The 14,982-nt window shown below is 39.3% G+C and carries 11 protein-coding genes; 10 read left to right on the forward strand and 1 reads right to left on the reverse strand.

The window, feature by feature from the left end:
• Positions 1-6 precede the first annotated feature (6 nt).
• From ACFQ1M_RS12075 to ACFQ1M_RS12105, 7 genes are all read left to right on the forward strand, one after another.
• Positions 7-1,584 carry a TolC family protein gene (locus ACFQ1M_RS12075; protein ID WP_386408545.1) on the forward strand — a complete coding sequence of 526 codons (1,578 nt, stop codon included), beginning with the start codon at positions 7-9 and terminating at the stop codon, positions 1,582-1,584.
• A gap of 21 nt (positions 1,585-1,605) precedes the next feature.
• Positions 1,606-2,865 carry an NHLP bacteriocin system secretion protein gene (locus tag ACFQ1M_RS12080; protein ID WP_386408547.1) on the forward strand — a complete coding sequence of 420 codons (1,260 nt, stop codon included), beginning with the start codon at positions 1,606-1,608 and terminating at the stop codon, positions 2,863-2,865.
• Between the two features lie 17 nt (positions 2,866-2,882).
• Entirely contained in the window at positions 2,883-5,129 is a 2,247-nt protein-coding gene (locus ACFQ1M_RS12085; protein ID WP_386408549.1) for an NHLP family bacteriocin export ABC transporter peptidase/permease/ATPase subunit, read from the forward strand.
• Between the two features lie 9 nt (positions 5,130-5,138).
• A complete protein-coding gene (locus ACFQ1M_RS12090) occupies positions 5,139-8,060 on the forward strand; it encodes an NHLP bacteriocin export ABC transporter permease/ATPase subunit (RefSeq protein ID WP_386408551.1) in 2,922 nt (973 codons plus the stop codon).
• Between the two features lie 11 nt (positions 8,061-8,071).
• Entirely contained in the window at positions 8,072-9,244 is a 1,173-nt protein-coding gene (locus tag ACFQ1M_RS12095) for a DUF7005 family protein (protein WP_386408553.1), read from the forward strand.
• A 6-nt stretch (positions 9,245-9,250) separates the two neighbouring features.
• A complete protein-coding gene (locus ACFQ1M_RS12100) occupies positions 9,251-11,203 on the forward strand; it encodes a GAF domain-containing protein (RefSeq protein WP_386408555.1) in 1,953 nt (650 codons plus the stop codon).
• A gap of 330 nt (positions 11,204-11,533) precedes the next feature.
• Positions 11,534-11,950, forward strand: a complete 417-nt coding sequence (locus tag ACFQ1M_RS12105; RefSeq protein ID WP_386408557.1) for a hypothetical protein — start codon at positions 11,534-11,536, stop codon at positions 11,948-11,950.
• A gap of 183 nt (positions 11,951-12,133) precedes the next feature.
• On the opposite strand, the gene ACFQ1M_RS12110 is transcribed toward ACFQ1M_RS12105, so the two are convergent.
• Positions 12,134-12,559 (reverse strand): tellurite resistance TerB family protein, encoded by a 426-nt coding sequence (locus ACFQ1M_RS12110; protein ID WP_386408559.1) that lies wholly within the window; start codon positions 12,557-12,559, stop codon positions 12,134-12,136.
• Positions 12,560-12,653: 94 nt separating this feature from the next.
• Between ACFQ1M_RS12110 and ACFQ1M_RS12115 the strand changes: the two genes are divergently transcribed.
• The 3 genes from ACFQ1M_RS12115 (at position 12,654) to ACFQ1M_RS12125 (ending at position 14,980) form a co-directional block, all read left to right on the forward strand.
• Complete coding sequence (locus tag ACFQ1M_RS12115) at positions 12,654-13,289, forward strand: RNA polymerase sigma factor (protein WP_386408561.1); 636 nt, start codon at positions 12,654-12,656, stop codon at positions 13,287-13,289.
• Complete coding sequence (locus ACFQ1M_RS12120) at positions 13,282-13,458, forward strand: hypothetical protein (RefSeq protein WP_386408563.1); 177 nt, start codon at positions 13,282-13,284, stop codon at positions 13,456-13,458. Before ACFQ1M_RS12115 ends, ACFQ1M_RS12120 begins: the two co-directional genes overlap by 8 nt.
• Before the next feature lie 451 nt (positions 13,459-13,909).
• Complete coding sequence (locus tag ACFQ1M_RS12125; protein WP_386408565.1) at positions 13,910-14,980, forward strand: pyridoxal-phosphate dependent enzyme; 1,071 nt, start codon at positions 13,910-13,912, stop codon at positions 14,978-14,980.
• Positions 14,981-14,982: the final 2 nt, after the last annotated feature.

A 14,982-nucleotide genomic window follows, 5' to 3' on the forward strand; every position in this document is an offset into this window, starting at 1 on the left:
TACAATATGAGAGCTAAAGAAAACACTCTTTCTTATTTATTTTTAAGCTTCTTTTTGGCCATTTTTAATTCATTTGGACAAAACCACATTAGTGGCACACTGGAAGCACTTTCGATATTGACCATTGAAGAAAGCCCGATCATAAGATCCAATAGATTACAAATTGACCGTTCAATGGCAAATTTCAGAGCGCAGCAAAGCTCTTTTGATTACCAACTCTCTTCGGGAGTAAACGTAAGGAAAGATAGGCTTACACTTTTTGATGCCGATCCCCGAAAACAACTTCTTTCTAGCAGATTGGAGACAAATAACACTGGGATTTCATTAGGGTTACAAAAAAAATTCCGAACCGGCCTCATCGCAAATATCAGTACAGATTATTCTAAACGTTCAGATAATCTCCCCCTAAATAGGTTCAATGAAAACGTAGAGGCAAACATCCCAGAACATGCCACGTCCGCAACACTTTCCTTAACACAACCCCTATTGCGCGGAAATGGCCTTAAGGTGACCACTGCCTTTGAAAAGGCAGCAGCCTTAGACATAAAGAGTGCCAATGAGAATTTCAAATTGAATAGCGCATTTGAAGTATTACAAATGGGCAACGCTTATTGGCAATACCTGGCCGCCTTTAAAAACCTAGAGGTCTTCAAAGAAAATGAAGATCGCGTTCGCCATGTATTGGAAATAACCGAAGAATTGGTAAAAGCCGATAAAAAACCAGCCAGTGACCTCTTTCAAATAAAAGCCGATCTCGCCGAGCAAGAACGCCAAACCACTGTCGCAAAACAAAATCTATACAACGCAAGGCTCAACCTAGGTAGGGTCATTGGAATTAAGGAAGCCGAAAGTAAAAGCATCAACGACCCGATAGACGACTTTCCAACCATCCTAGCGTCTCAATTCTCTGAGGATAATGATATCTCTGATTTCTTAGAACTGGCACGAAATCATCGAACAGACATCAAAGCACTTGCCAATACAAAAGAAGGTTTAGTCCTTCAAGTACATGCTTCAAAAAATGGTGTTCTACCACGATTGGATATTACGGGTTCTTTAACCTACGGCGGCGCAGCAACAAATGGAGGGTTGGAGCAAGTATTCAATGCACTTGGAAACAGGCAAGGACGAAACAACACTATCGTTTTAGGGCTTACGTTCTCATTTCCAGTGAACAACAACCGTGCTAAAGCAGATTTAGCGTTGAGTAAAATTGCGCTATCAAATCAAAATATTGCGTACGATAACCTTATCCGAAACATAGATATAAATGTAAGTCAGGCATACAACAACTTAAACAATAGTGTACAGGTCCTAGAGAAAGCGACTCAGACATTGGCCTATTACCAACAAGTATTTGATAATGAACAAACAAAATTTCAAAATGGACTTACCACTTTGTTAAATCTGATCTTATTCCAAGAGCGGTTAACCTTTGCGCATTTAGAGTATTTGAGAGCACAACAAGAGTTTGCCCTGGCAATTCTCAACCTTCGCTTTGAGACTGGAACGCTCATTAAAACAGATCAAAATACCATCCCAAAGAAAATTGACCGATCCATTTTTTACACTATTCCAAAATAAAAAATTAAACAAAATAAAGATATGCCTCCTACATTTTTTAGAAAAGCTGCATTAGAAAAACTCTCGACACCCGAGAAATTAGACCAACTGATAAAAGTAACAGGGCCAAGGTCTTGGATTGGACTCACAACCATAGCTATTATTTTAACGACCGCTATCGCATGGTCATTTTGGGGACATGTAAAAACCAAACTCAATGTGGTTGGGGTTCTTCTAGGGGGGGAGATTCATGAGGTCGTCTCCACCGCTCAAGGTCAATTGATCGATCTAAAAGTTACTATTGGTGATATCGTAGAAAGCGGTGATGTCATAGCAACTATAGAACAACCACAATTGTCGCAACAGATTGAAGAAGCCAGGGCTCTTTTGTCCGAACGCCAATTTGAATTGGCCCAACTAACGTCGTTTGGGTCACAAGAAAGCAAGCTACAAAGTGAATTTCTTTCTCAGCAACGCAACAGTATCCAATTACAAATCAAGACCCAACAAAAAGCACTAACGTTTCTAAACAATCAGCTAAAAACCGAAAAGGATCTGCAGGCAAAAGGGTTGATCACAACTGTACAAGTAGTAAATACCGAACAGCAAATTGAGAATGCCCAAAATCAAATAGAAAGTCTGAAGGCACAGATGGCCCAGACCTCTTCACAAAAGCTAAACCTTGACTTCGATTCAGATCAGAAAAGAACTCTTTTGCAGCAGCGTATTGCAAAAGCCGAAAGGGCGCTGGAGCAATTGATAGAGCGTTTTGATATTCAATCCAATATCACTTCTCCTTATGACGGCGAGGTTGTTGAAGTACTTACCGATACCGGAATCATCGTAGGTCAAGGCACTCCATTATTCAAGCTGAAAAACCAAAACGATGCTGCAGATAATCTGCGCGGGGTACTCTACATTCCTTCGCAGGATGGTAAAAAGATCAAAGTGGGCATGGAAGCACTGGTGGCGCCATCTACGGTCCAACCTCAGGATTTTGGCTTCATGAAGGCAAAGGTGACCTACGTTTCTGATTTTCCCATCACACAAAAAGGAATGATGACCTCTGTAAAGAACGATCAAATAGTTCAGGGATTCATCGGGATGGGCGCTCCTTTCGAAGTGCATGTCAAATTTGAAAAAGATAATGAAGCCTACAGTGGATTCCGATGGACATCAGCACAAGGTCCTAAAGTATTTATCAATGAAGGCACCTCTTGTATCGGAAAAATTACAGTCAAATCAGAGGCGCCTATCACCATTGTCATCCCCGCTTTACGAAAATTCTTTGACCTCTACTAACATATATAAACGACAAAATGATAGCAAACATCCTTAAAATACATCAAAAGAATAGACCAGTAAAAACTCCTACAGTACTTCAAATGGAAGGAGTTGAATGCGGGGCTGCAGCATTAAGCATCATGTTAGGCTATTTTGGGAAGTTTGTTCCTTTAGAAAAGCTCCGTGTCTCCTGTGGTGTCTCACGAGACGGGCTAAAGGCTACAAATATCCTAAGGGCTGCAAGAGAATATGGTCTAGACGCCAAGGGATATGCCAAGTCCATTGAGAAGCTTAAGGAAGTAAAAATGCCTGCAATCATTTTTTGGAACTTTAATCATTTTTTGGTCATAGAAGGCTTTACGAAAGACAGAGTCTATCTAAGTGACCCAGCTCAAGGCAGGTACTATGTGAGCCATCAAGAATTCGATGATGCCTTTACAGGAGTTGTAATGACATTTGAACCTAATGAAAAGTTTCAAAGGGGGAATGAGAAAAAAGGACTTATCCCATCATTGGCTACAAGGATCTCCAGTTCTCAACTTAGCGTAGTATTCATTGTATTGGCTAGTCTTTTTCTCGTGATTCCTGGGCTGGTAATTCCTTCATTTACGCAGGTTTTCATTGATAAATACCTGGTAAATCAGGTAACGGGTTTCGTGATGCCTCTACTGCTTATAATGGGTGGTATATTACTTATCAATGCTGCAACCATCTATATTCAGCAATATTATTTATTACGCCTAGAAACTAAGCTAGCTCTGGCAACATCAAGTAAATTCTTATGGCATGTTTTTCATCTACCTATCTCCTTCTTCACACAACGTCATAGTGGCGAAATTGGAAGCAGGGTGAGTCTAAATGATAAAGTAGCACAGCTTTTGAGTGGCGAACTGGCAAACGCGGCACTTAATGCCATTGTGGTTATTTTTTACGCGCTTTTAATGCTTTCGTATGACCCTTTATTAACATCAATAGGTGTTGTCATGGCTGCAATCAATGTATTGGCATTACGGTTTGTTTCTAGGGCACGAAAAGATGGGAATCGTCGTTTGATCAACGAAAATGGGAAACTACTTGGCACCACGACATCCGGAATAAGTATGATCGAAACCTTAAAGGCTTCAGGTAGGGAAAATGACTTTTTCATGAACTGGTCGGGATACTTGGCCAAAGTAATCAATGCACAACAAGAACTGGGTTGGCTAACCACAAAGTTAAATATCATACCCCCTTTGCTGATGTCCTTGAACACCAGTATTATTTTGGGAGTTGGTGCCATGAGAGTGATGGATGGTCAGATGACCTTAGGGATGCTGGTGGCCTTTTTATATCTGATGAACAATTTTATGGGACCAGTTAATCAATTGGTCACTGTTGGGAGTCTGCTTCAAGAGACAGAGGGAGATATGGGGCGAATAGATGATGTATTGAACTATGAGACATCCGATGAGTTCCAGCAGCAAGAAACCAATAATTCCCGACTCAACATCAATGAAAATTTTTCAAGACATAACAACATTTCTAAAGATAGCAATCAGGAAAATCCGATTATCACAGATAAACTAAATGGTCACCTAGAGATAAAGAATCTTTCGTTTGGATATAGTAAAGTGATGCCTGCCCTTATCGCAGATTTTAATTTACGAATAAAGCCTGGAAGTAGAGTTGCGCTGGTTGGCGGATCAGGAAGTGGTAAGTCAACCATTGCTCGTTTGGTCGCAGGACTTTATGAGCCTTGGGAAGGAGACATCCTATTTGACGATGTATCGCGAAAAGATATTCCACGACATGTAATTAATGAATCTGTAGCCGTTATCGATCAAGAAGTATTAATGTTCAATGGTACCATTCAAGAAAATATCTCATTTTGGAATGATCAAGTACCAGAAAGCCTAGTCATCCTTTCTGCTCGCGATGCCGAGATACACGATACCATTGCATCTAGGGCCAATGCCTATGAAGGTGAAGTAACAGAACGAGGCGCGAATTTTAGTGGAGGGCAGCGTCAACGGCTCGAAATAGCAAGAGCACTTACCCTCAATCCTTCCATTCTAATTATGGATGAGGCGACAAGTGCATTAGACCCAAAATCAGAAAAATTAGTGATGGACAATATAAAACGAAGAGGGTGTACATGTCTTATCGTTGCCCATCGCTTAAGTACCATTAAGGATTGTGATGAGATCATTGTCCTAAAGTTTGGAAAGATAGTAGAACGTGGTTCACATACTGAACTTATGGAGAAAAATGGGCTTTATGCCGATTTGATAAGCGCTAAATAGAACGAGGATATGTCAGATCAAAAAAAAATACATCTAGGGGCCAACAAATCGATAATCTTAGATTCCCATGAAAAATTTTGGATGGTCATCAATGGAGAGGTTGATGTTTTCTATGTCGAAGTATCCATAGATGGAAGCTATAAAAGTAGATTGCACCATCTTTGTCGAGTAAAAAAGGGTGCCCTTCTGTTTAGTTTATTAACAGCACCTTTAGAAGAAGGTATAAAATTGTTGGCAACAAGTTCCGATGCCAAAATAATCGAGTTGAACAAAAACAAACTGATCCATATAGATCATATATTTTTACAATTCCATATCAATAATTGGATCACAACACTTTCTCAAAGGCTTCACCCTGGGAACATTCCTCGCCTATACACCTCATTGGATGAAAAAACCAGTGTCACTTTTAAAAAAGATGACATTGCATATCCATTTAAAGGAGTACAATGGTGTCGAATAACAGAGGGGAGTATTTCGAAATATGGTGATACGCAAATCCAAAATATAACGTCAGACTACCCCTATCCCTTTGCGATATGCAATCATTTATATATGAGAGCACTGGAAAAAGACACAAAGGTCGAGGTTCTGGACACAAGAGAGGTCCTTAAGGAGGAGATCTATTTTATGCTCTCATTAAATAATATCCAAGAGCATTTTTATTCAAGAATCATCGAAGATAAGAATTATCAAAAAAGCGCTGAGAACAAACGCTTAGATGACAAGATAAAAAGCGATGGACAAAAATTAAGCTCCATACTTTATGACTTGGGTGGCATCGTTTCCAGAGATAATTTCAGAAAGAGTTCTAAACTTCCATCTATTACTCACACAAGGCGCAGCAATTCTCTATTGGCGACATGTCAGATCATAGGTGATACCGTCGGATTTCGGTTCGAAGCCCCAACGTTTATGGAGTCCTATGAGAACAGTCTTACAAACCAACTATTTGCCATAGGACAGGCGTCCAATGTTCGTATACGAAAGGTAATCCTTCGGGGGACATGGTGGAAAGAAGAAAATGGGCATGTCCTTGCCTTTACAAAAGAAGGGAGAGAACCAGTTGCCTTAATTCAAAAAAACGGGACCTCTTATGATTACAAAAATATAAGTGTGGCTGAAGGACGCACTGTAACTAAAGAGCTGGCAGACACGTTGGAACCTGTGGCCTACATGTTTTTCTTTGCTTTCGATGGGAAAATGAATACTATTCGAAAAATTTGGAATTTTACGATCAAAGGAATCAAAAGAGATTCAAAATATCTTGTCCTTGCTGCTTTTGCTGGAAGTCTATTAGGATTATTAGTGCCGATTCTTTCTGGAGTCATGTTTGATGATGTAATACCGACAGCGGATAGAGGAATGTTATTCGAAGTCTTTGTTATAATGCTCATCATAGCATTCATTACTGCACTTTTGCAATTGGTGCAAGGTGTGTTGCAACTGCGAGTCGAAACTAAATCGAACATCAACTTACAGGGCGGTCTAATGGATCATTTACTGCGCTTACCGGTATCCTTTTATAAGAGGTATTCAGCTGGAGACCTTACCAACAGGGCGCTTAGTGTAAACGTGATACGACAAATTTTGTCTAATACAGTAATGACAGCTATGCTTAGTGGTGCCTTTTCAGTCGTCAACTTAGGGCTTCTCTTTTATTACGACACCAGTTTGGCATGGATCGGTGTTGGACTCGCCGTCATAGCTATTCTATTTATAGCTGGTATCGGTTGGTTAAAATTAAAATATGATCGAGATATTTCTGATGAGCAAGGTAATATCCAAGGCTTTCTATTTGAGTTTCTCTCTGGAATCACTAAAATTAGAATCACGGGAGCAGAGAAACGTATATTTACACTTTGGGCCAGTAAGTTTTCTAAACTGAAGAAATTGGCCTTTAGGTCTGGTAGTTATCAGAATTATATCGAGGTCTTTAATGGTTCTTATCCATTAATGACCAAAGTATTCTTCTTTTCATTTATCTATTATACCGTCACCTCCGCAACCTCGGCGGAAACCGGACTTATTTCTGTTGGCGCGTTTATGGCTTTTATTAGTGCATTCAACCAATTCCTCAACGATTCGTTGAGAATGAGCATGTCGTTGATCTCTTCATTAAACATAATTACACTCTATGAAAGGGTGAAACCCATTCTGGAGGAAACACCAGAATCCAGTGAAAATAGTCTCGATCCTGGAGAATTAAGTGGAGGAATCGAACTTAATTCGATTTCCTTTAGATATAACGAAGACCAGCCATTGGTCTTAAAAGATCTTTCTCTAAAAATCAATCCCGGAGAGATGGTCGCTTTTATAGGGCCATCAGGTTCTGGAAAATCTACGGTGATGAGAATCTTACTCGGTTTTGAAGAACCGGAAGCTGGTTCTGTGTACTATGATGGAAATTCCTTTGATTCTATGAATAAAGATCTGGTAAGGAGACAAATCGGAGTTGTACTTCAAAATGGCGCATTAATGTCTGGTAGCATCTATAAAAACATTGTTGGTAATTCTGAACTTACCTTAGAAGATGCTTGGGAAGCTGCTAGAATGGCGGGGTTAGAGGAAGACATCAAACAAATGCCTATGGAAATGCACACAGTAGTAAGCGAAGGCGGCGGCACCTTCTCCGGAGGGCAGCGTCAACGGTTAATGATCGCACGTGCCATCGCACATAAGCCCAGGTTATTATATATGGACGAGGCCACAAGTGCTTTAGATAATCATACTCAAAATATTGTGTCTAAAAGCCTAGACAATTTACAAGCAACTAGAATAGTCATCGCCCATCGATTAAGTACCATCATCAATGCAGATAAGATCTATGTCATGGATAATGGGTCTATTGTTCAATCCGGAACTTATGAAGAGCTAATGAAACAAGACGATGGTCTCTTTTCTAGACTGGCAAAAAGACAGATGGCATAATCAAAAAAACGATGATCAGCGACTTTTCAAAATACGATATCATCAATGGCTTAACCGATGATGCTAAAGTCATAAATGAACTATCGTCATACACTAAGAACACATTTTCTAGCAGATGGCATTCAGTCCATTCATATAGAGAACCCCTTCCAGATGAGCCGTATGTCTCAACTTGGATGAACTACTACAATCAATCTAAGCAAATAGGTGTGTATGAGACTTTAAAATCTCATCTTATTCAATTTCGATTCCCCATTCTCAAAGATATTAGTCAAACACAGGCGTATAAAGATGCCACGCTTAGGGGAAAATGTACCAGAAATATGCCCTCTGCATCTGGACTTAAGTTAGAGAATCCTAATGCACTAACCCTAAAAATTCATCGAAGCATAGCAGGAAAAATCCCCGTGCTTATTGTCACAAATGATGAAGATTTTGTCTCAATTGTTAGAGCACTCTCTTGTAAGAACGAACCAATGACTATTCCAAAATCTATGGGAGCAGCAATGATCAGTGGCTTGAGTAACTGGAGTAGAATACATTGCCTGAGAAAGAAATGGATAGGAAAAAACCCTTTTGGAAATTGGAATAGAGCGTTTTCGAAATACATTATCCCAAACACCTCGCTATATCAGGATAAGCTTATTGTTTTGAGTAAAAAAGATTATAGTGGGCTCAACGCTCATGCTCTTCAACTATCACCTCAGAAATGGAAAACATGTTCATTGACCATAAGACTAGAACACGAGTGTGCACATTTCTTCACACAACGGTATTTTGGAAGTATGGCCAATAATATGCATGACGAATTAATTGCAGATTATGCAGGAATAAGCAAAGTATGCGGAAGATTTGACCCAAACTGGTTCTTAAGCTTCATTGGTTTAGAGAATTATCCGAAATATAGGTCTGGTGCACGATTAGAAAATTATTTGGGAGATCCTCCCCTTTCTAATGAAGCATTTGACATCCTAAAAGTTATTATTAAAAAAGCAACGATCAATGTTGCAAAATTTGACGAAAAATGCAATGCCCGGTCATTTCCGGATAAAATTACTGACCGCTTACTAACACTTTGCGCATTCGACCTATTAGAAATGGCGTCCGTCGATGGTCCAAAAAAGTTATGGTCCTACCACACGAATAATTATGAGCGTAAATTGAAAAGTACAACAAAACTATAAGTGTCAATGAAGAATGAAAGGCTGCTGCATGAAGTGAATATCGTTTTAGAACATATCTCCACAGCATTAGATGTTGAGAGAAGCTCTTTTTTTCTTCTAAACAATAAAACCGCTACTTTAGATAGTATCGCTGCACAAGAGATAGAAAACCCCATATTCTCTATTCCCATTGGAAAGGGAATCGCGGGGTCGGTGGCAATGAGAAGAACGCCTATTATCGAAAATGATGCGCAAAATTCCCCGCTATTTGACAACTCTTATGACTCGCAATTGAACTTTAAAACCCGATCAATTATATGCATCCCTGTCGATAATCAATTAGGTAAGACCATTGGTGTAATACAATGTCTTAATAAACGAAAAGGTATATTTACGGAACATGACATCATAGTTCTCAACAGTTTTGCAGCCACCATCTCATTGATTATAAAAAACGCACAATTGTACTTTACTAGTGAAGAGGTAAAAAACAATTTTTCGGTATTATTGGACGTCTTCGGAACGGTTTCTTCAGAACTGGACCTAGACAATCTGATCCCTCTGATTATGTCTAAAGCAGCAAAGATCACAAATGCCGATAGAAGTTCGTTATTCTTTCTAGACAAAGAAACTGGTGAATTGTGGACAAAATATGCCAAAGGCCTTAAATCAGAGATCATCCGAACCAAAAAGGGAATCGTTAGCCTCGTAGCGAAAAACAAAACATCGAGTATCATTAATGACGCACATTCACATCCTTCTTTTGACAGTTCTATAGATAAAAAGACTGGATATGTCACGAAATCCATTTTATGCGTTCCGATCTTCGATGTACAGAATGAAGTTTTGGGCGTTGTTCAAGTCATTAATAAAACTGAGGGAGTTTTCAAAGAAGAGGATCTTTTTATTCTTGAAGGTTTTGCCAGCCAGATAAGGATTGCCATTGAGAATGCTCAACTTTTCAGTCAAATCAATGGGATGAAGAATTACCTCAATATTCTCATTGAAAATCTAGACAATGGTATTTTAACTGTAGACAAATCTAATAACATACAAACAGTTAATACCACCTTCTGTAAGATGTTTGATTTAAGCCAACATGAAAACATTGTCAACAAAAAGATTGATGTTCTCGATAAAAAGTTGTTTTCTATCCTAAAATATGGTGGCGATACCATGCGAACAGGGAAACGGCATTATGAATATGGGATTTCATATGAGACCGAAAAACAAAAAAATATTATAGCAAACCTCAGCACATTACCAATGCAAGATTCAAATGGTAAGATTGTTGGTGCCATCAATGTTTTTCAGGATGTTACAAGAGAAAAGCGAATACGCGCTAACCTAAGTCGTTATATCCCCCATCATATTGTAAATGAGGTCATCAATAAGGATGACCTATCTATCATGCAAAGTAAAAATAGAAAATGTACTATTCTATTCTCTGACATCAGAAACTTTACAAAACTTACCGAAGAGTTAGGTGCCACTCAGATCGTTGATCTATTGAATAAATATTTTGATGTAATGGTCAACGCCATACATACCCATAATGGCATTTTAGATAAATTCATTGGTGATGCAATTATGGCTGTATTTGGAGTTCCGTATACCAATAGTAGCGACTCTGTTAATGCAGTTAGATGTGCGTTAAATATGTTTAAAATGTTAGATAATCTTAATGAGAACAAAAATATCGCGGCCAAACTAAATATTGGAGTTGGCATTAGTACCGGTAATGTTATCTCAGGAAACATTGGTTCAGAAAAAAGGTTTGAATATACTGTTATTGGCGATCCAGTAAATATTGCAGCAAGATTAGAAAGTGAGACCAAGAAATACGATGTTCCAATATTGGTGTGTGAAAATACATATCATAACATCGTCGATTATTTTTTTTGCGAAGAGATTGACTCGGTAGTCCTTAAAGGAAAACAGCATTCGGTAAAGATATACACAGTTGTGAAAGAGAAATAAAGAAATATCCAAATATATACTTGTAGAAACTCTTATTGACCTTAGTCTTTATAATTGGTTTGATAAAGAACATTACTCTGAGCGTTTAGAATTTAGAATACTCTTTATTGATTTCACTCCTGTCCTAACAGGTTTTTGACCTATCCTAATAGCAATCCTTTTTGCTGTACTCGAAACCTATTTACCTGGGGCTCCTTTTAATGTGTCGTCTCTATTTGTCACCGAAATTTCCCCCATTCTCATTTTCGCGTATTTCTACGTTAAGATCTCGTGCATTCATCTGCTACATTTGCGCTTGAAGATCATATCATTAACTTAAATCAATTTGTAATGTCTAAATCAACAAATGTCCCATCAAAAGCTACTTTCAGCGTAGCATTGACCAAACAATTCAAAGGAACCGCGGTGTTGGAAAATCCCGTCTGTGAATTCAGCTATATTTGGAACTTTGAGAAGAACATGGGTATCGCCACCTTGAACTCAATTAACGGAACACCTCTAGATATCACTCTACATCCATTAGGTATCAAAGGATATCTGGATTTTATGTCTGATATGCCACCAACTAAGTATGAGATAAGTGCAGAACCCGGTTCTAGCATAGCGCTCAAGGAGGTCACTATATATCGCGTCATTCTCGACATCGATCTCGAAACTGGAGCACGTTCTGCCGCGATCATGTTCAACGAGGATGGGTCTAGTATACAGACCTCTGGTAATTTTGAGGATACCGATTCTAGGATGTAGCGACCCTAATTATATTTTCTAGAATATGGACATGGTTCACCGGCCCAATCATTTTTGATTTTGGCTTTTGACTTGTCCATATTTTTTAAATGATTGTTCAATAGCTGCTCTTCTCTTTGTAGATGAAGGTGACCTATCCCCTATATTTTAGGTTCTATCAATTGCTGAGTAACATCGATCATCTTAGATCTTTTCCAGAAGGTACCTATAGTCCTCAAAATCGATGTCACCTCTAAAGATCCTAATAGATTTTTTGATGATCTGGTTGGCCATATCCGTTGTACAACCCAAACCTATCGCATAGCGCCTTACGAGACTCACCTCTTGATCATCGATGTCATGATCGGCAAAAACGACCTTGAAAAGATTGAACAGATATTCTAGGCGTTCCTCCTTGGTGTTGGGGGAACTAAAGTTGAAGTCCTGCGGATGGTCGATTATTTTATTGAACTGTTCTTCACTGATATTCAATTTATCGGCGAATTTGGACAAGACCCTATGCTCCTGCTCATTGATCTTACCATCAACCGCAGCCAAGCCTGCCATAGCTACAAAATGGGCCAGGTTGTTCTTTTGGGTACCAGACTCATATATTTCTGAAATGGACATAACATCGGTATTTAATTGTTTTATTAATTAGACACAGCTTTTGATTGTGAGTCACTATTTTTTACCTTTATACGTTCAACCAATTCTGTACAAGTTGAGTTCAATAAAAAACCCATATGTAGTTTTGTTTAGTAGTTCTTTCGGTAGCATCGATAAAGAACTGGGGGCTATGTCGGATGAAGAACTTGTTAAGCAGATATTGGCATCGAAAAATCCGGCGCTCTTTGGTAAATTATATGATCGCTATAGTGAAAGAATTTATAGCAAATGTTACAGCTTCGCACAAGATACCGATGAAGCTCAAGATTTGACCCAAGATGTGTTTTTGAAGCTTTTTACAAAATTGGATTCTTTCAGAGGAGAAGCAAAGTTTTCTACTTGGTTATTTAGTTTCACGTATAATTTTTTGGTCAACTATAAAAAAAGAGACAGTGCCAAGAAACTTGGTGAACGCTGGGAACGACTAAATAAGAATGACGGCCACTTAGCTCAATTGGACGACATTGACGAAGAGGAACTTTTCGATTTAAAGGCAAAAAATCTAGAGAAGGCGCTAGACCTCATAGAGCCAGCCGACAAAGCACTCTTGTTACTAAAATACCAAGACGATATTTCTATAAAAGATATTCAGTTGCTGCTAAATGTCAATGAAAGTGCGGTAAAGATGCGCCTTAAGAGAGCAAAGATAAAACTTGTGAAAGTGCACCAAAAATTACAGGGCAATGAGTAAGAACAATCCCTTTAAACAAATACAATCCGAAAAGTCGCTCCCAAAAGATCTAAAGAAAGGTATCCTTCAAGAAATAGAAGAGATCGTTTTGAGAAATGAGGAAGACGAAAATCGCAATACGCCGAGCATCACTAGCAATAAAGACAAAAATAGCCATACGCCGCGGTGACCTTCTTCCAAATTTTGTGTCTTAAAGGAGTAATCTCTAATTATTGTTTAGCCCATGGGAAAACACAATCCTTTTAAAGATATTGGGCGCCCCTACCCGGAGGTCCCAGAGAGTCTGAAGGACGACGTAATGCATGAAGTGGCAAAAGCTAGATTACTAATGGAGATGTCGACCTCATTTAAAAAGAACTATAAGGAGATGATGAGCGCTCTTTTTAAAATTCATAAATAACCTGGTCAATTCCTTCTTCAAAATTTTTTGGTTTATTCCAAGCTATTTGGTAAAAGACCTTAAAGAAGTGCTCATATTCAATGATGCTCCCACCGTTGGAAACAAGCTATAGAAAACGATGGCAGCAGATGCCTTTGCCCATTAAATTTTATCTAAAAAATAAAAAGTGACCTACGAATATTTCAGGTGTCTCAATGCTAGGACGAATTAACGTCCTTCAATGAATACTATGATACTACGAGACGGAGTAAGATCTGCCGAAATTAAAGTATCCTCAGAGACCAAGCGCCTGAGTGATTTTGTAAAGGATAAAAGCAAGTCGCTCATAGACCGTTTGGAGAGTTTTGAGGACATTACCAACATAGAAGTGGGAGACACTGCGTTGTTCAGAGCGAAAGCCATCGAACGTGAGTTCGATATCCGCCAACTTTATATCAAATATGAAGGTGACAATCCTACCGGCACGCAAAAGGACCGCATTGCATTTGCACAAGTCTACGACGCTCTGCGACGAGACTTCGATACCATAGCACTAGCAACCTGTGGAAATTATGGTGTCGCTGTTGCGCTTGCTGCAAACCTCGCAGGCTTGCAATGTAAAATTTTCATTCCATCGAGCTACCATACCGAAAGAATTAAAGAAATGGAATCGTTAGGTGCAGAAATCATTCGGCTCGAAGGGAGCTATGAAAATGTGGTGAGGTCGAGCACCGACTATGCACTTCAATACGACTGGTATGATGCCAACCCTGGTGGGGCAAATACCCCATTGCAGATCACGGCCTATGCTCAAATTGCCTATGAGATATTCGAAGACATCGGTGATGCACCAAAGTACTGTGCGGCTCCAGTTTCGAACGGAACCTTGTTCGCTGGTATTTACCGTGGTTTTGTTACCTTGTATAAGCGTGGCAAGACCTCAAGAATCCCTAAAATGATCGCCGCATCATCGAGTAGAAAAAATCCGATCATCAGTTCTTTCAAGGCTGGATCTGAGGAATGCGTGGACTTGGATCCCAGGGTCATTAAGGAAACACTCTATAACGAACCCTTGATCAACTGGCATAGCTTTGATGGTAACGAGGCCCTTTATGCCATACGAGAGTCGGGTGGTGAAGCCTTCCATGTGAGTGACAAAAAATTGAGGGAAATGTCATCTTTTCTGCTTAAGAAAGAGGGTATGAAAATCCTCCCTGCCTCAACGGCCGGACTCATTGGGCTTCTAACACTGGACGAAGAACAAAACTTTGAACCCGATCGCTTTGTTGCCGTCTTAACGGCCAAATATTAAAC

Source organism: Sungkyunkwania multivorans, assembly GCF_042675645.1.
Lineage (GTDB): Bacteria > Bacteroidota > Bacteroidia > Flavobacteriales > Flavobacteriaceae > Sungkyunkwania > Sungkyunkwania multivorans.